General features: G+C 75.2%; 21 protein-coding genes. 17 read left to right on the top strand and 4 right to left on the bottom strand.

The features are described from left to right. Positions 1–13: 13 nt before the first annotated feature. A complete protein-coding gene (locus tag Q0858_RS05445) occupies positions 14–844 on the top strand; it encodes an IclR family transcriptional regulator C-terminal domain-containing protein (RefSeq protein WP_299051844.1) in 831 nt (276 codons plus the stop codon). Positions 845–854: 10 nt separating this feature from the next. Here Q0858_RS05445 and Q0858_RS05440 read toward each other — a convergent pair whose 3' ends face one another. Both Q0858_RS05440 and Q0858_RS05435 read right to left on the bottom strand, forming a co-directional pair. Then, a complete protein-coding gene (locus Q0858_RS05440; protein WP_299052947.1) occupies positions 855–1,358 on the bottom strand; it encodes a DUF3515 domain-containing protein in 504 nt (167 codons plus the stop codon). After that, the gene (locus Q0858_RS05435; RefSeq protein ID WP_299051843.1) at positions 1,355–1,591 is read right to left on the bottom strand and encodes an Lrp/AsnC ligand binding domain-containing protein; all 237 of its coding nucleotides are present in this window, start codon (positions 1,589–1,591) and stop codon (positions 1,355–1,357) included. Before Q0858_RS05435 ends, Q0858_RS05440 begins: the two co-directional genes overlap by 4 nt. A gap of 133 nt (positions 1,592–1,724) precedes the next feature. On the opposite strand from Q0858_RS05435, the gene Q0858_RS05430 reads away from it, so the two are divergent. Then, positions 1,725–2,705 carry a thiamine-phosphate kinase gene (locus Q0858_RS05430; protein WP_299051842.1) on the top strand — a complete coding sequence of 327 codons (981 nt, stop codon included), beginning with the start codon at positions 1,725–1,727 and terminating at the stop codon, positions 2,703–2,705. On the opposite strand, the gene Q0858_RS05425 is transcribed toward Q0858_RS05430, so the two are convergent. Beyond that, on the bottom strand, positions 2,628–3,608 hold the full coding sequence (locus tag Q0858_RS05425) for an EamA family transporter (protein ID WP_299051841.1): 981 nt from the start codon (positions 3,606–3,608) through the stop codon (positions 2,628–2,630). The two genes, Q0858_RS05430 and Q0858_RS05425, sit on opposite strands and share 78 nt — an antisense overlap. 71 nt (positions 3,609–3,679) lie before the next feature. Here Q0858_RS05425 and Q0858_RS05420 point away from each other — a divergent pair, with 71 nt between their 5' ends. Beyond that, complete coding sequence (locus tag Q0858_RS05420) at positions 3,680–4,657, top strand: LysR family transcriptional regulator (protein ID WP_299051840.1); 978 nt, start codon at positions 3,680–3,682, stop codon at positions 4,655–4,657. A gap of 123 nt (positions 4,658–4,780) precedes the next feature. On the opposite strand, the gene rpmB is transcribed toward Q0858_RS05420, so the two are convergent. Then, positions 4,781–4,966, bottom strand: coding sequence for a 50S ribosomal protein L28 (gene rpmB / locus Q0858_RS05415; RefSeq protein WP_299051839.1), 186 nt, complete (start codon positions 4,964–4,966; stop codon positions 4,781–4,783). Between the two features lie 125 nt (positions 4,967–5,091). On the opposite strand from rpmB, the gene Q0858_RS05410 reads away from it, so the two are divergent. From Q0858_RS05410 to ftsY, 14 genes are all read left to right on the top strand, one after another. Continuing rightward, entirely contained in the window at positions 5,092–6,762 is a 1,671-nt protein-coding gene (locus Q0858_RS05410) for a DAK2 domain-containing protein (protein ID WP_299051838.1), read from the top strand. A 9-nt stretch (positions 6,763–6,771) separates the two neighbouring features. Next, complete coding sequence (locus Q0858_RS05405; protein ID WP_299051837.1) at positions 6,772–9,021, top strand: ATP-dependent DNA helicase RecG; 2,250 nt, start codon at positions 6,772–6,774, stop codon at positions 9,019–9,021. Beyond that, positions 9,018–9,602 carry a 16S rRNA (guanine(966)-N(2))-methyltransferase RsmD gene (gene rsmD / locus Q0858_RS05400; protein WP_299051836.1) on the top strand — a complete coding sequence of 195 codons (585 nt, stop codon included), beginning with the start codon at positions 9,018–9,020 and terminating at the stop codon, positions 9,600–9,602. The genes Q0858_RS05405 and rsmD overlap by 4 nt, the downstream gene beginning before the upstream one ends. Further along, a complete protein-coding gene (gene coaD, locus Q0858_RS05395) occupies positions 9,603–10,073 on the top strand; it encodes a pantetheine-phosphate adenylyltransferase (protein WP_299051835.1) in 471 nt (156 codons plus the stop codon). 180 nt (positions 10,074–10,253) lie between these two features. Then, positions 10,254–10,802 carry a DUF177 domain-containing protein gene (locus tag Q0858_RS05390; protein WP_299051834.1) on the top strand — a complete coding sequence of 183 codons (549 nt, stop codon included), beginning with the start codon at positions 10,254–10,256 and terminating at the stop codon, positions 10,800–10,802. A gap of 141 nt (positions 10,803–10,943) precedes the next feature. Beyond that, positions 10,944–11,129: a 50S ribosomal protein L32 gene (gene rpmF, locus Q0858_RS05385; RefSeq protein WP_299051832.1), complete on the top strand. Its 186-nt coding sequence runs from the start codon at positions 10,944–10,946 to the stop codon at positions 11,127–11,129. Positions 11,130–11,148: 19 nt separating this feature from the next. Further along, positions 11,149–11,868 carry a ribonuclease III gene (gene rnc / locus Q0858_RS05380; protein ID WP_299052945.1) on the top strand — a complete coding sequence of 240 codons (720 nt, stop codon included), beginning with the start codon at positions 11,149–11,151 and terminating at the stop codon, positions 11,866–11,868. Between the two features lie 12 nt (positions 11,869–11,880). After that, entirely contained in the window at positions 11,881–12,756 is an 876-nt protein-coding gene (gene mutM / locus Q0858_RS05375; RefSeq protein WP_299051830.1) for a bifunctional DNA-formamidopyrimidine glycosylase/DNA-(apurinic or apyrimidinic site) lyase, read from the top strand. Positions 12,757–12,925: 169 nt separating this feature from the next. Then, a complete protein-coding gene (locus tag Q0858_RS05370) occupies positions 12,926–13,120 on the top strand; it encodes a hypothetical protein (RefSeq protein WP_299051828.1) in 195 nt (64 codons plus the stop codon). Positions 13,121–13,263: 143 nt separating this feature from the next. After that, positions 13,264–16,839 carry a chromosome segregation protein SMC gene (gene smc, locus Q0858_RS05365; RefSeq protein WP_299051826.1) on the top strand — a complete coding sequence of 1,192 codons (3,576 nt, stop codon included), beginning with the start codon at positions 13,264–13,266 and terminating at the stop codon, positions 16,837–16,839. Between the two features lie 59 nt (positions 16,840–16,898). Then, positions 16,899–17,519 carry a LysE family translocator gene (locus tag Q0858_RS05360; protein ID WP_299051824.1) on the top strand — a complete coding sequence of 207 codons (621 nt, stop codon included), beginning with the start codon at positions 16,899–16,901 and terminating at the stop codon, positions 17,517–17,519. Between the two features lie 59 nt (positions 17,520–17,578). Then, positions 17,579–18,940 carry a TrpB-like pyridoxal phosphate-dependent enzyme gene (locus tag Q0858_RS05355; RefSeq protein ID WP_299051822.1) on the top strand — a complete coding sequence of 454 codons (1,362 nt, stop codon included), beginning with the start codon at positions 17,579–17,581 and terminating at the stop codon, positions 18,938–18,940. Positions 18,941–19,307: 367 nt separating this feature from the next. Continuing rightward, complete coding sequence (locus Q0858_RS05350) at positions 19,308–19,505, top strand: hypothetical protein (RefSeq protein ID WP_299051820.1); 198 nt, start codon at positions 19,308–19,310, stop codon at positions 19,503–19,505. 83 nt (positions 19,506–19,588) lie between these two features. Continuing rightward, positions 19,589–20,773: a signal recognition particle-docking protein FtsY gene (gene ftsY / locus Q0858_RS05345; RefSeq protein WP_299051818.1), complete on the top strand. Its 1,185-nt coding sequence runs from the start codon at positions 19,589–19,591 to the stop codon at positions 20,771–20,773. The last annotated feature ends 56 nt before the right edge of the window (positions 20,774–20,829 follow it).

Here is a 20,829-nt window from a genome sequence, read left to right as displayed (position 1 = left end):
ACGAGGAGGTGTCGTGGCGGGACGAGGAGCAGGACCCGACTTCGTGGAGGCCCTCGCGCGGGGGCTCGACGTGCTGCGCGGGCTGGGGACGGCGCACACGTCGATGACGCTGAGCGAGGTCGCCGAGTCGACCGGGCTCGCGCGACCCACCGCCCGGCGGCTGCTGCTGACGCTCACCGAGCTCGGCTACGTCCGCGCCGACGGCGGCTCCTACGCCCTGACCCCGCGGGTCCTCGACCTCGGGACGGCGTACGTGTCGTCGTTGGGGCTCTGGGACATCGCGCGGCCCCACCTGGAGGCGCTGGTGGCGCGCACGGGGGAGTCGTCGTCGATGGCGCAGCTCGACGGCAGCGACATCGTGTACGTCGCCCGCGTGGCCGTGCCGAAGATCATCGCCCTGCGCGTGGAGATCGGCACGCTCTTCCCCGCCCCGCAGACCTCGCAGGGCAAGGTCCTCCTGGCCGCGCTGGCGCCCGACGAGCTGGAGCGCGTGCTGGCGACCCCCAGCCGCGCCGGCCTCCCGCCGTACATCGGACGGAGCCCGGAGCGCCTCGCCGAGGAGCTCACCGAGGTCCGCGCCCGGGGCTGGGCGCTGGCCGACGAGGAGCTCGCCCCCGGCGTGCGCTCGGCCGCGGTCGGAGTCCGCGACGGCACCGGCACCGTGCGGGCGGCGATGAACGTCACCGTCCACGCCGCCGAGACCAGCCGGGAGCGGCTCGTCGACGAGCACCTGCCGCTGCTGGTGCGCACCGCGGGGGACGTCAGCGCCGAGTGGGCGCTGTGGCAGTCACGACCCCACACCGAGGTGGCCGGGCCGGGACGACGGGCCTCCGGGGACGCCTGAGCACCGCGGGTCAGTCGCGCGGGTCCGCCACGACGCAGGGGTTCGGGTTGTCGATGGTCGCCTTGATCGCCGGGGCGATCTCGATGAGCACCTGGACCGGCGGACGGTAGTCGGCCGGGATCCGCAGCTCGAGCGCCGGTGAGAACCCGATGGTGGTGGCGACCGCCTCGGCGGTTTGGTCCTCCATCTGCTCGTCGGGCACGAACCAGTCGACGCCGGCCACGTCCTGGCAGGCCGACGCCACCCGGCTGAAGCCCAGCGGGGTGCCGACCCCGCAGGTCAGCAGGATGGGCGGGTCTCCCCAGGCCACCGCCTCGGAGCCGGTGGAGACCACCTCGCGGCGCCGTGCGTTCGCGAGCTCGTCGGGCAGCGCGTCGACCAGGTCGGCGCAGGCACGCGCGTCCGCACCCTCGACGTCCGGGGTGTCCACCTCGAGGGTCGGGGCGCAGGCCGTGGCCGTGGCGAGGAGGAGGGCAGCGGCGAGGAGGGCCGCGGCGCGGGGGCGGCGGCTCAGATGTGGACGACGGGGCAGGTCAGCGTCCGGGTGATGCCGTCGAGCGTCTGCACCTTCGCCACGACCAGCTTGCCCAGCTCGTCGACGTTGCGGGCCTCGGCGCGCACGATCACGTCGTACGGGCCGGTGACGTCCTCCGCCATGGTGACGCCCTTGACCTTCGCGACCGCGGCGGCGACCTCGGCGGCCTTGCCGACGTCGGTCTGGATCAGGACGTACGCCTGGACGACCATGTGAGCTCCTTGTCGAAGGCACGACGGGGTGGGATCGGTCGCTCCGGAGGGGTCCGGGGTGACCGGTGTCACGGGTCAACCTACCCCGCAGGTCGGCGCCGCTGGCAACGGCCTGCTCTGCTGTGATGGACCCATGGCCCCCGCAGATCCGACCCCGTCCGTCCCGAGGGACGCGACCCTCGCCGACCTCGGGGAGTTCGGCGTGATCGAGGCCCTCACGGCGATCTTCGAGCAGGGCGACCACGTCGACGTGGGGCCCGGTGACGACGCGGCGGTCCTGTGGTGCGACGACGACCAGGTGCTGGTCTCGTCGGACCTGATGGTCCAGGACCGCCACTTCCGCCGCGACTGGTCCGAGGCCGCCGACGTGGGCCACCGGGCGGCGGCGCAGAACCTCTCCGACATCAACGCGATGGGCGGTCGGGCCCACAGCCTCACCGTCGGCCTGGCCGTGCCGGCCGACCTCCCCGTCGCCTGGGTCCTCGACTTCGCGCGCGGGTTCGCCGAGGAGTGCGCGCTGGTCGGTGCCAGCGTCGTCGGCGGCGACCTGACCCGCGCCGACGCGATCGTCGTCGCCGTCACCGTCATCGGGCGCTGCCGGCTGGACCCGGTCCTGCGCTCCGGCGCCGAGCCGGGCGAGGTGGTCGCGATCGCCGGACGGCAGGGCTGGGCCGCGGGCGGCCTGGCCGTGCTGAGCCGCGGCTTCCGCTCCCCGAGGGCGCTCGTCGAGGCGCACCGCCGCCCGCAGCCGCCGTACGACGCGGGGCCGGCGGCCGCCGACGCCGGCGCGACCGCGATGCTCGACGTCTCCGACGGCCTGCTCGGCGACCTCGCCCACCTGGCGCGCGCCTCCGGCGTCTCGATCGACCTGGAGCGCGCGGCGCTGGACGTGCCGGAGGCGCTGCAGGCGGTGGCCGCCGCGACCGGGTCGGACCCCACGGAGCTCGTGCTGACCGGGGGCGACGACCACAGCCTGGTCGCGACCTTCGGCTCCGCGGACGAGGTCCCCGCGGCCTTCCGGGTGATCGGGCGGGTGCTAGCCGCGGACGGCGACCCGCGGGTCACCGTCGACGGCGTCGCCCACGAGGGCGCCGGCGGGTGGACCCACTTCTGAGCCCCGGCCCCGGGATCCGCGGACGGCTCCCACGAGGGTCGGCAGCAGCACCCCGGTGATGACCAGGACCCCACCGAGCACCTCCACCAGGGCGGGGACCTCGCCGAGGACGAGCCAGGCCGAGGTGAACCCGGTGACGGGCACCAGCATCGAGAACGGGGCCACCGCGCTGGACGGGTGGCGCCGCATCAGGGCGGTCCAGATCCCGCTGCCGATGACGGTGGCGACCAGGACGGTGTAGGCCAGGCCGAGGTTCGCCGGCAGGGCCTCGGCGGTGAACGCGGTGGCGAGCGACGCCCCGATCCGGTCGGGCCCCTCGACGGCCAGGGACAGCAGGGCCATCGGGACGGGCGGCACCACGGTCATCCACATCATCAGCGCGAAGGGCGACTCCGGCTGCGCCTGGCGGGAGCACACGTTGCCGAAGGCCCAGCCCAGCCCGCCGCCGAGGACCAGGGCGACCGGCACGAACGAGACCGTCAGCCCCCGCCACGCCGCGATCACGGCGAGCCCGGTGACGGCGATCCCGACGCCGACCATCGCCGTCCTGGACGGACGCTCGCCGAGCAGGCCGGCGGCCAGCAGCACGGTGAAGGGTGCCGAGGCCTGCAGCACCAGCGAGGCCAGACCGACCGGCATCCCGGCCTCCAGCCCGGCGTAGAGAAGCACGAACTGCGCGATGCCGAACCCCGCGCCGTACCCCAGCAGCCAGCGCAGCGGCACCCGCGGTCGTCGGACGAACAGCAGGGCGGGGACGGCGAGGACGGCGAAGCGCAGCGCGACGAGGAACATCGGCGGGTAGTGGCCGAGGGAGGCGTCGATCGCGATGAAGTTGACGCCCCACGTGACGGCGACGAAGGCGGCGAGCAGGACGTCGCGGGTGGGCATCGCGGTGATCGGCACCCTGGGAGCCTCGCGGATCCGATCGTGAAGATCCATCGAGGATCGGTTCACCGACGATGTAGCGTCGATTCATGGTCGACCTCGAGCCGCGCCGGCTGTCCCTGCTCTGCGAGCTCGCCCGCCGGCGCAGCGTCACCGCGGTCGCCCAGGCGCTGCACCTCACCCCGACCGCGGTCTCGCAGCAGCTGAAGGTCCTCGAGCGGGAGGCGGGGACCGCGCTGCTCACCCGGGTGGGTCGCGGGGTGGAGCTCACCGACGCGGGGGAGGCCCTCGTCCTCGCCGCCCGCGACCTGGAGGAGGCGCGGGCCCGGGTCGAGGCGACCTGGGACGCCTACCGGCACCGTGTCGCCGGCGTCGTGAGCCTGAGCGTCTACCCGACCGCCGGTCAGGCGCTGCTGCCCGGCCTGCTGCTGCGGCTCGCGGTCCACCCGGAGCTGCGGCTCGACGTCGCCGAGGCCGACATGGTGGGCGACGCGTACGCCGCCCGCACCGAGAAGGTGGACGTCGTCCTCGCCCACCGCGCCTGGGTCGACGGGACGTGGTCGGACGGCCCGGCGAAGGACCTGGTCGTCCGCGACCTCGCCTCGGAGCCCCTCGACGTCGTGGCTCCGCCGGGCCACCGGCTCGCAGGGCTGACGGAGGTCACCGTGGCCGACGTGGCCGACGAGACCTGGGTCGGGGTCCCGGAGGGCTGGCCCTTCGACCGGGCGCTGATGGCCTGGTTCGCCGCGGCCGACCGGCTGCCCCGGGTGGGCCACCGCTACACCGACCTGCGCGTCCAGGAGGCACTGGTGGCCGCCGGCCACGGCGTGGCGCTGATGCCGCGGCAGGCCGTCGAGCACGCGGTGGGCGGCGCCGGGGACGCCCGGCTCGTCCTGCGCCCGGTCCGCCCGGCGCGCACCCGCGCCGAGCGCCCGGTCCGGCGCATCGCCGCCCTCGCCCGCCCCGACCGCGCGGTGCGCGTCGCCGTCGCCACCGTTCTCGAGGCCCTCGTCGCGGAGGCCGCCGAGGTCCCGGGCTGGGACCCGCCCGACGGCGCCGCTGGTTGAGGTGCGAGCCCGGAGGGACGAGCGGGCGGGCCTCGGAGCCCGGCGGGACGACGCCGGCCTGCGAACGCGACAGCCCCCGACGCCGGGGGCGTCGGGGGCTGTCGTGAGGTTCGCGTCAGCTTCTCAGCGGGTGACCTTGCCGGCCTTGATGCAGCTGGTGCAGACGTTCATGCGCTTCGGGGTGCCGTTCACCGTGGCGCGGACGCGCTGGATGTTCGGGTCGAAACGACGCTTGGTGATCTTCCGCGACCACGGCCGGTTGTGACCGAAGCCCGGGGACTTGGCGCAGATGTCACAGACGGCGGCCACTGTCAGCTCCTGGGATCGAGGTACGAAGTACGTGCGCACGGCACCACCAGGGCGCCGAGGCAACCGCAGAAGCGTAGCCGAGCCGGTCGGCCCCGGGCCAATCAGCACCCTCTAGCCTGTCGCGCGTGGAGGGCACCCCGGGCGAGACCAGCGAGGTCCCTGCCCTCGTGCGCTTCCTGGACGAGGCTACCGAGGCGCTGGCCGCCGCGCGCGAGGAGATCGACGCCCTCAACGTCTACCCCGTCCCGGACGGTGACACGGGCACGAACCTGTACCTCACCCTCTCCGCGGCCCGCGACGCCGTGCGGGCGCTGCCGGGAGCCGACCCCGACGCCCGGCACGAGGTCGCGGCGCCCCCGCCGCTGGCCGAGGTGTGGGCGGTCATGGCCCGGGGCGCTCTCCTCGGCGCCCGCGGGAACTCCGGGGTGATCCTCAGCCAGATGCTGGGCGCGGTCGCCGCGACCGTCGCCGCCGCGACGTCCTCCCCGGCGGGACGTCGTCCCGGCGCGGTGCTCGCCGACGCGATGGCCGGCGCCGTGGACGCGAGCTACGCCGCCGTCGGCGAGCCCGTCGAGGGCACGATCCTCACCGTCGCCCGCGCGGCCGCCGACGCCGCCGCCGAGACCGCCCCCACCGCCGGCGTACGACGGGTGGTCACCGCCGCGGCCGCCGCGGCGCGGGAGGCGCTGCGGCACACCCCCGAGCAGCTCGCCGTGCTCGCCGAGGCCGGCGTGGTCGACGCGGGCGGTCGCGGGCTGGTCGTCGTCCTCGACGCCGCCGAGCACGTGCTGACCGGACGGCGTCCCGTCACGGCACCCGCGACGCTGGCGACCCACCGCATCCCCGTCGTCGGGCACGTCACCGCGCCCGCCCCCGCCGGGGGCGCCGCCCGCCCCGCGCCGCCGGCGTACGAGGTGGTCTACCTGCTCCGCGCCCCCGACGACGCCGTCCCCGCCCTGCGCCGGCGGCTGTCCGGGCTCGGCGACTCCCTCGTCGTGGTCGGCGGCGACGGGTTGTGGAAGGTCCACGTGCACGTCGACGACGCCGGCGCCGCCGTCGAGGCGGGGCTGGCCGCCGGGACGCCGTCGGAGATCGCCATCACCGCGCTCCCCGCCACCGCCGAGGCCGAGCGGGTCGGGCGCCGTGTCGTCGCCGTGGCCGCCGGGGAGGGTCTCGAGCGGCTGTTCGCCGAGGCCGGCGCCGTCGTCGTCCCCGGGGGCCCCGGGCGCCGTCCCTCCGCGGGGATGCTGCTGGAGGCGATGGGCGCCGGCGACGTCGCGGAGGTCGTCGTCCTGCCCAACGACGCCGACACCGTCGCCACCGCGGAGCTCGCGGCGGGCACGCTGCGTCAGCGTGGGGACGTGCAGGTCGTCGTGGTCCCGACCCGCTCCCAGGTCCAGGGCCTCGCCGCGCTCGCCGTCCACGAGCCCGCCCGGACGCTCGCCGCCGACGTGCTCGAGATGACCGCGACGGCGCGGCACGTGCGGCAGGGGGCCGTCACCGTCGCGGCCCGCCGCGGCATGACGATGGCCGGGCCCTGCGAGCCCGGCGACGCCCTGGGCGTCATCGCCGGCGACTTCGCCGTCGTCGGGCCCGACGTCGGGACCGTCGCCCGCGAGGTCGCCGAGCGGCTCCTCGCCGGGGGCGGCGACCTGGTCACCCTCGTCGCGGGCCAGGAGGACGACGGCACCACCGCCGCGCTGGCGTCGTACCTCGAGGAGCAGCACCCCGCTGTCGACGTCGTGGTGTACGACGGGGGCCAGGACCGCTATCCCGTGCTGCTCTCGGTGGAGTAGGAGGACGTCATGGGGGACACCACGCTCGAGTCACCGGTCGCCGCCGTGTTCGGCCGCGCGACCGTCACGCGCAAGCGCGTCGAGGACGACCTCGGCCTGCGCACCGTCGGCGACCTGCTGTGGCACCTGCCGCGGCGCTACCTCGAGACCCAGGGCGACACCGAGCTCGGTGCCCTGACCGAGGGCCAGGACCTCATGGTGGTCGCCAAGGTCCTCGCCACCGACGTCCGCAGCCACCGTGCCAGGCCCCGCCTCGCCTTCCGCACCACCGTGCGCCTCGCCACCGCCGGCGGCGGCCCGACGCTGGAGGCGACGTTCTTCGCGAAGAACGGCCCGCACGCCGAGTCGCTCGCCGCGGACATGCCGCCCGGCTCGCGGGGCGTGTTCACCGGACGCACCAAGCAGTTCCGCAGCCAGTGGCAGCTCTCCAGCCCCCACAAGGTGATGTTCGAGGGCTCCCCGGCCCAGGTCGACCCCGCCGTCGCGGAGACCCTCCGCGGCCTCCTGCCCGTCTACCGCGTCAGCGGCAAGATCGACTCCTTCACGATCCTCACCGCCGTCCGGACCGCGCTCGACATGGTGGGCGAGATCCCGGACCCGCTGGACCGCGCCGACCGCGAGCGGTTCGACGTCCTCGACCTGACCACGGCGTTCCAGTGGGTCCACGCCCCGGCCGACTGGGCGCAGCTCACCCGCGCCCAGCAGCGGTTCCGCTTCTCGGAGGCGCTCATCACCCAGCTCGTCCTGGCGCGCCGCCGGGCCGCCGTACGACGGCTGGGGGCGCGGGCCCGGACGGGCGGCGGCGGGCTGCTCGAGGCGTTCGACGCCCGGCTGCCGTTCACCCTCACCGCAGGGCAGCGCGAGGTCGGGGCCGACGTCGAGGCCGACCTGGCCCGCGACCACCCGATGAACCGCCTCCTGCAGGGCGAGGTCGGCTCCGGCAAGACGCTCGTCGCGCTGCGCGCGATGCTCCGCGTCGTCGACTCCGGCGGCCAGGCCGCGCTCCTGGCCCCCACCGAGGTCCTCGCCCAGCAGCACCACCGCTCCATCACCGCCATGCTCGGCGACCTCGCGAGCGGCGGGATGCTCGGCGGCCACCCCGACGGCACGGCCGTCGAGCTGCTGACCGGCTCGATGACGAAGGGCCAGCGGCGCGAGCCGCTCCTGCGGATCGCCTCGGGGGAGGCCGGCCTGGTCATCGGCACCCACGCCCTGCTGGAGGACCACGTGTCCTTCGCCGACCTCGGCCTCGTCGTCGTCGACGAGCAGCACCGCTTCGGCGTGGAGCAGCGGGCGGCGCTCACCGACAAGGCCGGCACGCCGCCCCACGTGCTGGTCATGACCGCGACCCCCATCCCGCGCACCGTCGCCATGACGGTCTTCGGCGACCTCGAGACGTCCGTCCTGGCCGAGCTTCCCGCCGGCCGCGCGCCGATCCAGACCAACGTCGTCCCCCTCGCCGACCAGCCGCGCTGGCTCGACCGTGCCTGGGAGCGGGTGCGCGAGGAGGTCGGCAAGGGCCACCAGGCGTACGTCGTCTGCCCCCGCATCACGGCCGGGGAGCAGGAGGAGGGGGAGTCCGACCCCTCGCAGGCCGCCGACGACGCCGACTGGTTCGACGAGCCCGTCGACGAGGCGCCGAAGCGGACCCTCGCCGCCGTCGAGGAGGTCGCCCCCCTCCTCGCGGAGGGTCCGCTCGCGGGGCTGCGCGTGGCCACGCTGCACGGGCGGATGCCTCCGGAGGAGAAGGACCGCACCATGCGGGCCTTCGCGGCCGGCGAGATCGACGTCCTCGTCTCGACCACCGTCATCGAGGTCGGGGTCGACGTCGCCAACGCCACCACGATGGTGCTGCTGGACGCCGACCGCTTCGGCGTCTCCCAGCTGCACCAGCTGCGCGGCCGCGTCGGCCGCGGCGGGCTGCCGGGCCTCTGCCTCCTCGTCTCGTACGCCGAGGCGCAGACCCCGGCCCGCGAGCGGCTCGCCGCCGTCGCCGCCACCTCCGACGGCTTCGAGCTCAGCCGCGTGGACCTCGCCCAGCGACGTGAGGGCGACGTCCTCGGACGCTCCCAGTCCGGCTTCCGCTCCGGCCTGCAGAGCCTGCGGGTGCTGCGCGACGAGAAGACCATCGTCGCCGCGCGCGAGGCCGCCGTCGCGATGCTCGACGAGGACCCCGACCTCACCACACGGCCGGCGCTGGCCGCCGGCGTGGCGGAGCTCGAGGCCAGCACGGCCTCGGAGTTCATGGACCGCTCGTGACCCGCCTCATCGGCGGCACCGCCGGCGGCCGGCGCCTGCGCACGCCGCCGGGCGATCGGACGCGCCCGACCTCCGACCGGGTCCGCGAGGCCCTGTTCTCCGCCCTCGAGGCGCGGCTCGGCGGGTTCGACGGGCTCCGCGTGCTCGACCTGTACGCCGGCTCGGGCGCCCTCGGCCTCGAGTCCTGGTCCCGCGGCGCCGCCGCGGTGACGCTCGTCGAGCGCGACCGCGCCACCGCCGGGCTGGTCCGCCGCAACGCCGCCGACGTCGGCTGCGGCGTCGCCGAGGTCGTCACCGCCTCGGTGGCCACCGCGCTCGGGCGTCCGCCGGCCGCGCCGTACGACCTGGTGCTGGCCGACCCGCCGTACCCGGTGGGGGAGGAGGAGCTCACCGCAGCCCTGGCGGCCCTGGTCGACGGCGGGTGGCTCGCCGAGGACGCCCTCGTCGTCGTCGAGCGGTCCGCCCGGGGCCCCGGGCCGACCCTCCCGGCGGGCCTCGAGACCGAGCGCGGACGCACCTACGGCGAGACCGCCCTCTGGTACCTCCGAGCCGGCGGCGACCCGGTGGGGGAGGATGGCTGAGTGGTCCGCGTCGTCTGCCCCGGCTCCTTCGACCCCGTCACGCTCGGCCACGTCGACGTCGTACGACGGGCGGCGGCGCTGTTCGACGAGGTCGTCGTCGCCGTGGGCACCAACCCGTCCAAGAACCAGCTCTTCACCCCCGACGAGCGCCTCGGGATGCTGCGCCGCACCGTCGGCGAGGTCGACAACGTCCGCGTGGAGGGCTTCTCCGGCCTGCTGACCACCTGGTGCGCCGAGCAGGGCGTCACCGCTGTCGTGAAGGGCCTGCGCGGGGCGGCGGACTACGACTACGAGGAGCCGATGGCGCACATGAACGCCCACCTCACCGGCCTCGAGACCGTCCTGCTGCCCACCGACCCCCGGTGGGGGTTCGTGTCGTCCAGCCTGGTCAAGGAGGTCGCCCGCGGCGGCGGCGACGTCTCCGCCCTCGTGCCCCCCGTCGTCCTCGACGCCCTCCGCGACCGCCTGTAGGCCTCGAGTCGGCACGTCTGCGCAGCTGTACGGCCTCGAGTCGGCACGTCTGCGCAGCCGTACGACCTCGACTCGGCGCATTTGGGCGTGGCGCAGCCCGCCGACTACCATCGAGTGCTGATCTGCTCGCACCCGTAGACAAGGACCGCCCTGCACACCCTGGACCCGAGAGCGCCGCTCGTGATCGACACCCGCGAGCTGAGTCGCCGACCCGGGTCGCAGCGCGAGGTGACGCGGACGGTGCCCGCTCCGGAGGACCTGGGCATCGAGGTCCTGGCCGTGCCCGTGGGGTCGCCCGTCGAGCTCGACCTGCGCCTCGAGGCGGTGGTCGAGGGCGTGCTCGTCACCGGGACCGCCTCGACCCGGCTGGCCGGCGACTGCGTGCGGTGCCTCGAGCCGATCACCGACCCCGACGTGGTCGACGTGGACGCACGGTTCCAGGACCTCTTCCTGTACGACGACGAGTCGCGCCGCGCGACCCCCGACGACGAGGACGACGGCACCCAGCGGATGCAGGGCGACCTGCTCGACCTCGAGCCGGTGCTCCGCGACGCCGTGGTGCTGGGGCTCCCCTTCCAGCCGCTGTGCCGGGAGGACTGCCCGGGGCTCTGCGCCGAGTGCGGCGCCCGGCTCGCGGACGACCCGGAGCACGACCACGGCGAGCCGATCGACCCCCGGTGGACGGCACTGGCGGCGCTCAGTCCCCAGGACGGGCCCGAGAAGGCCTGAGGCCCTCCCGGACGCCCCGGCGGGGGCGCCGTCGGCACCAGCGGAACGACCCGGCATCCTTGGGTGCCGCACCAGACCAGCACGACCCAGCACCAGCAGCACAGAAGAGGGCCGAGAACCGGCCCGGGCGAGGAGATCGACATGGCAGTCCCGAAGCGGAAGATGTCGCGCAGCAACACCCGGCACCGCCGGTCGCAGTGGAAGGCCGTCGCGCCGACCCTGGTGAGCTGCGCCAACCCGGCGTGCGGCGAGAAGCACCTCCCGCACCGCGCGTGCGGCGCCTGCGGCCAGTACGGCGCTCGCAACGCCCGTCGCCAGGTCCTCTGAGCGACGCGCAGCCGAGCCGCTGAACTACATCGCGCTCCGCACCGCACTCGGCGACCCCGTCCTGGACGTCGAGCTGCTGGAGCGTGCCCTCACGCACCGGTCGTACGCCTACGAGAACGGCGGGCTGCCGACCAACGAGCGCCTGGAGTTCCTCGGGGACTCCGTGCTCGGCGTGGTCGTCACCGAGACGCTCTACCTGACTCATCCGGACCTCTCCGAGGGCCGGTTGGCGAAGCTGCGGGCCGCGGTCGTGAACGCCCGCGCGCTCGCCGGGGTCGCCCGCGGCATCGGCCTGGGTGAGCACGTGAAGCTCGGTCGCGGCGAGGAGAGCACCGGCGGTCGCGAGAAGGCCTCGATCCTCTCCGACACCGTCGAGGCCGTGATCGGCGCGATCCACCTCTCCGGCGGCCTCGCGGTGGCCGCGGAGGTCGTCCACCGGCTCTTCGACCCGCTGATGGCCACCGCTGCCGAGCTGGGCGCCGGCCTCGACTGGAAGACCTCCCTGCAGGAGCTCGCCGCCGAGGACGACCTCGGCGTGCCCGAGTACATCATCACCGACGAGGGCCCCGACCACGCGAAGACCTTCACCGCCCGGGTCCGCGTCGCCGGGGGCCTCTACGGCAACGGGATCGGCCGCTCCAAGAAGGAGGCCGAGCAGGCCGCCGCGGAGACGGCGTACGGCGAGCTGGTCTCGCGCCGCTCGCCCACCGAGACCGACCCGTCGTCCGGCGAGGCCTGAGCCCCACCCACCGTGCCCGAGCTCCCCGAGGTCGAGGTCGTCCGCGCCGGACTCGAGCGCTGGGTCACCAGCGCCCGCGTCGTCTCCGTCGAGGTCCTCCACCCACGTCCGGTCCGCCGTGACCCCCGAGGTCCCGCGGGCTTCGCGCTGGCCCTGACCGGTCGCCGCCTGGGCGTCGCCCGGCGGCGCGGCAAGTACCTCTGGGTGCCCCTCGACGACCTCGACGGCCGTCCGACCCACGACGCCCTGATGGCCCACCTCGGCATGAGCGGCCAGATGCTGGTGCAGCCCGCCGACGCCCCCGACGAGCGTCATCTGCGCGTCCGGATGCGGCTCGAGGGCGCCGCCGAGGGCCGCGAGCTGCGCTTCGTCGACCAGCGCATGTTCGGCGGTCTCGCGCTCAGCGACGGCGGGTACGACGTCCCGCCCGAGATCGCCCACATCGCCCTCGACCCCCTCGACGGGGCGTTCGACGACGACGCCTGGGTCCGCCGGGTCCGCCGCCGCACGGCCGGCGTCAAGCGCCTGCTCCTCGATCAGACCCTGATCTCCGGCGTCGGCAACATCTACGCCGACGAGTCCCTGTGGCGCGCCCGCCTGCACGGCGACCGGCCGGGCGAGCGGCTCACCGCGAAGCAGTGCCGCGACCTGCTCGGCCACGTCCGCGAGGTGATGAGCGAGGCGCTCGCCCAGGGCGGCACGTCCTTCGACGCCCTGTACGTCGACGTCAACGGCTCGTCGGGCTACTTCGCGCGGTCCCTGTCGGCGTACGGCCGCGAGGGACTGCCCTGCCTGCGGTGCGGGACGCCGCTGCGCAGGATCGTGTTCACCAACCGCTCCTCGTTCTTCTGCCCGCGGTGCCAGCCGGCGCCGCGCGCGCGACGTTGACCCCGGCCCGGGCGGGGTGTCACTCTGGTCGACGGCCCACACCACGGGCCGCGACACCGCACAGCTCGGCGCAGACCCGCCGTCGGGTGCCCCTGGGAGCAGTCCCGGGAGCGCTCCCCAGCACAGCCACGTGCACCCACGTACACCCACGCACTTCCCCGGAGGACCCATGGCCAAGGCGCTGCTCGGACACCTCGGACGCGACACCGCTCCGACCGCCCGCCTCGACTCCGAGAACGCCCGCCTCCGCGGGCGCGTCGCCGACCTCGAGGCGCTGGTGCGCCACCTGTCGGAGGAGAACGACCGCCTCGTCGCCGACCTCGCACTGGTGCGCGAGCGCGACGCGGTGATGCAGCCCGCCTGAGGCCGCCCCGCTCCCCGAGCCGGATCCGCCCCGCCGAGCGGCGTGGGTCCCGCAGCGCCGTCCGTGCCCGCGGCTAGGGTGAGGCGGCCGAGCCCTTCCCCGAGACGCGACGCCCCTGCTGTGCGCTGTCCGAGGAGAGTTCCGTGTACCTGAAGAGCCTGACGCTGAAGGGCTTCAAGTCCTTCGCGTCCTCCACCACGCTCCGCCTCGAGCCCGGCATCACCTGCGTGGTCGGGCCCAACGGCTCCGGCAAGTCGAACGTCGTCGACGCCCTGGCCTGGGTGATGGGCGAGCAGGGTGCGAAGTCGCTGCGCGGCGGCAAGATGGAGGACGTCGTCTTCGCCGGCACGTCCGGCCGCCCGCCGCTGGGCCGTGCCGAGGTGCAGCTGACCATCGACAACTCCGACGGGGCGCTGCCGATCGAGTACGCCGAGGTCACGATCAGCCGCACGATGTTCCGCAACGGCGGCTCGGAGTACGCCATCAACGGCTCGTCGTGCCGGCTGCTCGACGTCCAGGAGCTGCTGAGCGACTCCGGCATCGGCCGCGAGATGCACGTCATCGTCGGCCAGGGCCAGCTCGACTCGATCCTGCACGCGACCCCCGAGGACCGCCGCGGGTTCATCGAGGAGGCCGCCGGCGTCCTCAAGCACCGCAAGCGCAAGGAGAAGGCGCTCCGCAAGCTCAACGCCTGCGAGGGCAACCTCACGCGGCTGGCCGACCTGCTCACCGAGATCCGGCGCCAGCTGAAGCCCCTGGGCCGTCAGGCCGAGGTGGCCCGCCGCGCCCGGTCGGTGCAGGCCGCCGTCCGCGACGCCCGCGCCCGCCTCCTCGCCGACGACGTCGTCGGCGCCCGTGAGGCCCTCGCCCGCGACCTCGCCGACGAGACCGCCCTGCGCGAGCGCCAGGCGGACGTCGAGCGACGGCTCGCCGCCGCCCACGAGCGGGAGGCCGCCCTCGAGGCCGCGCTGCGCGAGGACCTGCCCGCGCTGTCCGCGGCCCAGGAGACCTGGTTCGGGCTGACCGGCCTGACCGAGCGGCTGCGCGGCACCCGGTCGCTCGCCGCCGAGCGGCTCCGCAGCGCCCGCTCCGACCAGGCGGCCCCGGCGTCCACGGGTCGCGACCCCGACGAGACGGATGCCGAGGCGGCCGCCGCGCGGGAGGCGGAGCAGCGCATCGCCGCCGACGTCGCCGCCCGTCGTACGGCGCTGGAGGAGGCCGTCACCGCCCGCACCGCCGCCGAGGACGCCGCCGCCGCCGAGGAGCGCGCACTGGTCGGCCTGCAGCGGGCCGCCGCGGACCGGCGCGAGGGCCTCGCCCGGCTGACGGGGAAGGTCAACGCCCTGCGCTCCCGCGCCGCAGGCGCCGACGCGGAGATCGGGCGGCTCACCGACGCCCGGGCCGAGGCCGAGGCCCGCGCCGAGCGCGCCCAGCGCGACTTCACCGCCCTGGAGACCCGCGTCGCCGGGCTCGACGCGGGGGAGGAGGGCCTCGACGCCGAGCACGAGGCCGCGAGCGCCGCCCTCGACGACGTCACCGAGCGCCTCGCCAAGCTCGCCGGCGAGGTCGCCCAGGCCGACCGCGACCGCACGGCGCTGGCCGCCCGCAAGGACGCGCTCGAGATCGGCCTGTCCCGCAAGGACGGTGCCGGTGCGCTGCTGGCGGCGAGCGAGCAGCTGGACGGCGTGCTGGGGTCCGTCGCCGCGCTGCTCACCGTGCGCAGCGGCTACGAGGCCGCCGTCGCCGCGGCCCTCGGTGCGGCGGCCGACGCCGTCGTGGTGGCCGGCACCGGCGCGGCGACCGACGCCATCACCCACCTCAAGACCGAGGACCTCGGCCGAGCCGGCCTGCTCGTCGTCGACCCGTCGGAGGCCGCCGGCTCCGGGGACCGCCCCCCGCTGCCGCCCGGCGCGACGTACGCCGTCGACGTGGTCACCGGCCCCGAGGGCACCGCCGCACCGCTGCGGCGGCTGCTGGGCGACGTCGTCGTGGTCGACGGGCTCGAGGCCGCGCGCAGCCTGGTGGACGACGCGCCCGCGCTGGTCGCCGTCACCCGCGAGGGCGACGTCGTCGGTCGTCACTTCTCGGCGGGCGGCTCGGCCAGCCAGCCCAGCCTGATCGAGGTCACCGCCGCCGTCGAGGAGGCGGGCGAGCAGCTCGCCGAGGCGACCGCGGCCTCGCAGCGGCTGACCTTCGAGACCTCCCGGCTCGAGGCGGAGCGCGAGGACGCACGGCGCCGGGTGGACGTCGCCCTCGCCCGCCTCCACGAGTCCGACGCCACCCTCGCCGCGGTGGCGGAGGAGCTGGGCCAGCACGGCTCCGCCGCCCGCGCCGCCCGGGGCGAGGCCGACCGCCTCGCGGCCGCCATCGCCGGCGCCGAGCAGGCCCGCGCCGCGGACCTGGAGGGCCTGGCCGACCTCGAGACCCGCCTGTCCGAGGCCGAGACGGCCCCCGAGACCGAGCCCGACACGCAGCGGCGCGACGAGCTGGCCCAGGCCGCCCGCGACGCCCGCCAGGCCGAGACCGACGCCCGGCTCGCCCTGCGCACCGCCGAGGAGCGGGGCCGGGCCCTGCACGGACGCGCCGAGGAGCTCACCCGGGCCGCAGCCGCCGAGCGGCAGGCCCGTGCCCGGGCGGTCGAGCGCCGCGAGCGGATGCGCCGCCAGGCCGCCACCGCCGCCGCGGTCGAGCGCACCGCCGGTCTCGTGCTGGAGCGGCTGGCCGGCTCCGTGGAGGTCGCCGCGGCGGCCCGGGCCGAGATCGAGGCGGGGCGCGTGGAGCGGGAGACCGCGCTGCGGGAGTGCCGTGCGACCCTGCGCGAGCTCGGCGCCCGGCACGACGAGCTGGTCGGGTCGGCCCACCGCGACGAGATGGCCCGCACCGAGCAGAGGATGAGGCTCGAGCAGCTCGCCGAGCGGGCGCTCGCCGAGACCGGTCTCGACCCGGACGCCCTGGTCGCCGAGTTCGGCCCGGAGGTCGGCGTCCCGGTGGCGAGCCCGGAGAGCGAGCAGCCGGGCGAGGACGACGAGCCGACCTCCGTCGAGACCGTGCCCTTCGACCGCGACGAGCAGGCCGCCCGTCTGCGTCGCGCGGAGCGGGAGCTCGCTCAGCTCGGCCGGGTCAACCCGCTGGCGCTGGAGGAGTTCTCCGCGATGGAGGAGCGGCACCGCTTCCTGTCCGAGCAGGTCGAGGACCTGCGGCGGACCAAGGGCGACCTGCTCGACATCGTCCGCCAGGTCGACGGCCGGGTCGAGGAGGTCTTCACCGAGGCCTGGAAGGACGTGTCGGCGGCGTTCGACCACGTCTTCTCCCGGCTGTTCCCGGGCGGCGAGGGCCGGTTGCTGCTGACCGACCCGCACGACATGCTCGCCACCGGCGTGGACGTCGAGGCGCGCCCGCCCGGCAAGAAGGTCAAGCGGCTCTCGCTGCTCTCGGGCGGGGAGCGCTCCCTGGTCGCGGTCGCGTTCCTGGTGGCGCTCTTCAAGGCCCGGCCCAGCCCCTTCTACATCCTGGACGAGGTCGAGGCCGCCCTCGACGACACCAACCTCGGCCGCCTCTTGGAGATCTACGAGGAGCTGCGGGAGACCTCCCAGCTGCTCGTCATCACCCACCAGAAGCGGACGATGGAGGTCGGCGACGCGCTGTACGGCGTCACCATGCGCGGCGACGGGGTCTCGACCGTGATCTCGCAGCGCCTGCGCGAGGCCGAGCCGGCGTAGGGCCCGCCTGCCGGACGGACCCTCGACGGCGCCCGCGGAGGGGTGGGAGTCTCTGGCCCGTGACCGCCGCCACCTGGACCGGGTTCCTGCTGACCGCGGCCGTGATCGTGGTGACGCCCGGGACCGGATCGCTGTACACCGTCGCCACCGGCCTCGCCCGTGGCAGCCGGGCGGCCGTCCTCGCGGCCGTCGCCTGCACCCTCGGCGTGCTGCCCCACCTGCTCGCCGCCGTCACCGGTCTCGCGGCCCTGCTGCACGCCAGCGGGGTGGCGTTCGCCGTCCTGAAGTACCTCGGCGTCGCCTACCTGCTCCTGCTGGCCGTCGCGACCTGGCGGGGCCGACGCGAGCCGCTCGAGCTGGGCGAGGGCGCCACCTCGACGCCGCGCGTGCTCGGCGAGGGGATCACCCTCAACCTGCTGAACCCCAAGCTGACGCTGTTCTTCTTCGCCTTCCTGCCGCAGTTCGTCCCTGCCGGCACGCCCCACGCGTCCGCCCGGATGGCGCTGCTCGGCGGCGTCTTCGCCGCCCTGACGTTCGTCGTCTTCTCGGCGTACGGCGTGGCCGCGGGCACCCTGCGTACCCGGGTGCTCGCCCGCCCCCGCCTCGTCGAGCGGCTCCGCGCCGCGTTCGCGGCGTCGTTCGCCGTCCTCGCCGGCCGCCTGGCGCTCGAGTCCCGCTGAGCCCGGCCCGCCCCCGCCGTCCCTGCCCTGTCCCGCCCCCACCCCCGAGGAGAGCCGTCGTGACGACCGAGCGCAGCACGTTCCTGCTGGACGAGACCGAGATCCCGACCCAGTGGTACAACATCGTCCCCGACCTGCCGGAGCCCCCGCCGCCGCCGCTGCACCCGGGCACGCACGAGCCGGTCGGCCCCGACGACCTCGCGCCGCTGTTCCCGATGGCCCTGATCGAGCAGGAGGTCTCCACCGAGCGCTGGGTCGACATCCCCGGCGGCGTGCTGGACGTCTACAAGATCTGGCGGCCCTCGCCCCTGGTGCGGGCGCGGCGGCTCGAGAAGCTTCTCGACACCCCGGCGAAGATCTACTTCAAGTACGAGGGCGTCAGCCCCGCCGGCTCCCACAAGCCCAACACCGCCGTGCCGCAGGCCTGGTACAACCACGCGGAGGGCGTCCAGCGCCTCACCACCGAGACCGGGGCCGGGCAGTGGGGCACCTCGCTCGCCTTCGCGACCGCGCAGTACGGCATGGACTGCGAGGTGTGGCAGGTCCGCAGCAGCTACGACCAGAAGCCCGCGCGCCGCACGATGATGGAGATCTACGGCGCCACGCTCCACCCGAGCCCCTCGGACCTCACCGAGGCGGGCCGCGGCATCCTCGCCGCCACCCCGGACTCCCCGGGCTCGCTCGGCATCGCGATCTCCGAGGCCGTCGAGGCCGCGGTCGGTCGCGAGGACACCCGCTACGCGCTCGGCAGCGTCCTCAACCACGTGCTGCTGCACCAGACGGTCATCGGCGAGGAGGCGCTGCGCCAGCTCGAGATGGCCGGCGACACCCCCGACGTCCTCGTCGGCTGCACCGGCGGCGGCTCGAACTTCGGCGGGCTCATCTTCCCGTTCCTGCGCGAGAAGCTCGCCGGGCGGATGGACCCGACGATCCGGTGCGTCGAGCCGGCGTCCTGCCCGACGCTGACGCGGGGGGAGTACCGCTACGACTTCGGGGACGCCGTCGGCATGACCCCCCTGATGAAGATGCACACCCTGGGCCACGGCTTCGTCCCCGACCCGATCCACGCGGGCGGGCTGCGCTACCACGGCATGGCCCCGCTGGTGTCCCACGTGTACGAGCTCGGTCTGGCCGAGGCGGAGTCCATCGGGCAGGTGGAGTGCTTCACCGCCGCGCTGATGTTCGCCCGCACCCAGGGCATCGTCCCCGCCCCCGAGCCGACCCACGCGATCGCCGCCGCGATCCGCGAGGCCACCAAGTGCAAGGAGGAGGGCGTCTCCCGGACGATCCTCACCGCGCTCTGCGGCCACGGCCACCTCGACATGGGGGCCTACGAGTCGTTCCTCGCCGGCCGCATGACCGACCTCGAGCTCACCGACGACGCCATCCAGGCGGCCATGGCGGGGGTCCCGACCCTCTGAGGCCGAGGCGGCCGAGAAGCCACGTCGAGACCGCCGGTCGTCGTACGGCGGTCTCGACGACGCGCGCTCGCTGCGCTCGCGGGCTGCTCGACCAGCGTGTGCCCCGGCGGAGATCGAGGTGCGGGGCCGGCCACGGCAGAGCCGCGAGATCCGACGAGACGGGACCCTCGTCCGGGGTCGCGACGCCCCCGGGCGAGATCTCCGTCACGTCCCGGAGGGCCCTCCACAGGGCTGTCCACAGACGGTCGCCACGGGGGTCCCGGACGGCCCGGACCGAGGTTTACCGAAGGCTCACACCGGTGTGTTTCACTGGTGTGAGTCGAGGCCAGGGGGGCCCGGCACCCGAAGTCCGAAGGGCCTGAAGTCCGTGTTGTTCATCGTCTTCGCGATGTTCCTGATCCTGCTCGTCGCCACCGCCGTCGTGGTGTTCGTGGCCTACCCCTACCGCGGTTCCGAGGTCCCCGGCGCGCCGTGGTTCGGCGACGCCGTCCGCCGCTGGTCGAACCGCCTGAAGCCCCTGTCCGAGGACGAGCAGCGCGGCCTGCGCGACCACTCGCGCCGCTGACGCAGGCTCCTCCACCGGGGCCGGGCGGCGCCTGAGCGCCGCGCCCGCGAGCCCGTCGTACCGGTCTGGTTACATGGTCGGCCATGGGCTACATCGCTGACTGGGTGCTGCTGGTCGTCGGCCTCCTGCTCGTCGCCGGCGTCACGGGGGTCGCACTCCTCTCGGGCAGCCGCCGACGCCGCGGGACCGACGAGGACCTGACGCCCGGCGGGGGCACCGACGTCCTGGCGCCACCGCGCACGGACACCGACGAGACGACCGCCACCGCGCCGGCGACCGACGTCGCCGAGCCGGAGGCCGAGCCCCCGCCGGTCCCGGAGGCCCCGGCCGCTCCGACCCAGGAGAAGCCCGAGGGTGCGGCGTCCCGCCTCGTCCGGCTGCGTCAGCGGCTGTCCCGCTCCCAGGGCGGTCTCGGCAAGGGCCTGCTCGCGCTGCTGTCGCGCGACCGGCTCGACGAGGACACCTGGGAGGACATCGAGGACACCCTCCTCGGCGCCGACATCGGTGTGGCCCCGACCCAGCAGCTCGTGGAGCGCCTGCGCACCCGGCTCCGCGTCGAGGGCGGCGGGTCGCCCGACGTCCGCGCGGTGCTGAAGGAGGAGCTGCTCGCGCTCGTCGACCCGTCCATGGACCGGCGTCTCGCCGTCACGGGTGAGGGCGAGGAGCCCGGCGTCGTCCTCGTGGTCGGCGTGAACGGCTCCGGAAAGACCACGACGGTCGGCAAGATCGCGCGCCTGCTGCGGGCCGAGGACATGTCCGTCGTCATGGGCGCCGCCGACACCTTCCGCGCCGCGGCCGTCGAGCAGCTCGGCACGTGGGGCGAGCGGGTCGGGGTCGAGGTCGTCCGCGGCCCGGAGGGCACCGACCCCGCCAGCGTCGCCTTCGACGCCGTCAAGCGGGGGAAGGCGGAGGGTGTCGACACCGTCCTCGTCGACACCGCCGGCCGCCTGCAGAACAAGGCCGGCCTGATGGACGAGCTCGGCAAGGTCAAGCGGGTCATCGAGAAGCAGTCGCCGGTGACCGAGGTGCTGCTGGTCCTCGACGCCACCACCGGCCAGAACGGCATGGTGCAGGCCCGGGTGTTCTCGGAGATCGTCAACGTCACCGGCATCGTCCTGACCAAGCTCGACGGCTCCGCCAAGGGCGGCATCGTCGTCGCGGTCCAGCGCGAGCTCGGCGTCCCCGTGAAGCTCGTGGGCCTGGGCGAGGGCCCCGACGACCTGGCACCGTTCGACGCCGAGGCGTTCACCGAGGCTCTTCTCGGGTGATCCACAGCCCGACGAAACGTCGATGTAACACACCCCGGAGAGGTGTTTCCTGACGG

This window comes from uncultured Nocardioides sp. (assembly GCF_947489365.1).
Taxonomy (GTDB): Bacteria; Actinomycetota; Actinomycetes; order Propionibacteriales; family Nocardioidaceae; genus Nocardioides.
This window is presented reverse-complemented; position numbering and strand designations above follow the sequence as displayed.